General features: G+C 55.2%; 1 protein-coding gene. It reads left to right on the top strand.

Going from position 1 to position 631, the window contains the following annotated elements:
* A partial coding sequence (locus ACMV5I_RS29620; protein ID WP_414825980.1) for a transposase occupies window positions 1-631 on the top strand: 631 nt, incomplete at both ends.

Raw genomic sequence — 631 nt, 5'->3', positions numbered from 1 at the left:
CGGGTGCTGCACGCAGAAAACCAACTGCATCACCGTGGCCGCAGCCAAGCCCCGAAGAAACGGGCCCCGCCGACCAGCCACACGGCGTCGGCCCCGAATACGGTGTGGTCCTGGGATATCACTTATCTCCCGAGCCTGACGCAAGGGTTGTATTACTATCTGTATCTGATAGAAGATATTTACAGTAGAAAAACAGTAGGTTGGGAGGTTCATGAGGCAGAAAGTGGCGAATCAGCGGCCCACTTGCTGCAACGCACGGTCATCTGTGAATCCTGTGTCTGCCAACCGCTAGTGCTGCACTCGGATAATGGTGCCCCGATGAAATCGGCGACCTTGTTGAGCAAGATGTATGAACTGGGGATCACCCCTTCGCGAGGCCGCCCGCGGGTGAGCAATGATAATCCCTATTCAGAAGCGCTGTTCAGGACGCTCAAGTACTGCCCTCAGTGGCCATCCGAAGGTTTTGCCAGTCTGGAGGCGGCCCAGTGTTGGGTAATGGATTTTGTTCAGTGGTACAACAACGACCATAAACACAGCCGGATCCGCTTTGTGACGCCTGCAGAGCGACATCGAGGAGAGGATAAGGCTATCTTGGAACAGCGTCATCATCTGTACCAGCAGGCGAGAGAAC

The sequence above is a fragment of the Serratia sp. T13T92 genome, from assembly GCF_047530105.1.
Taxonomy (GTDB): Bacteria; Pseudomonadota; Gammaproteobacteria; order Enterobacterales; family Enterobacteriaceae; genus Chania; species Chania fonticola.
This window is presented reverse-complemented; position numbering and strand designations above follow the sequence as displayed.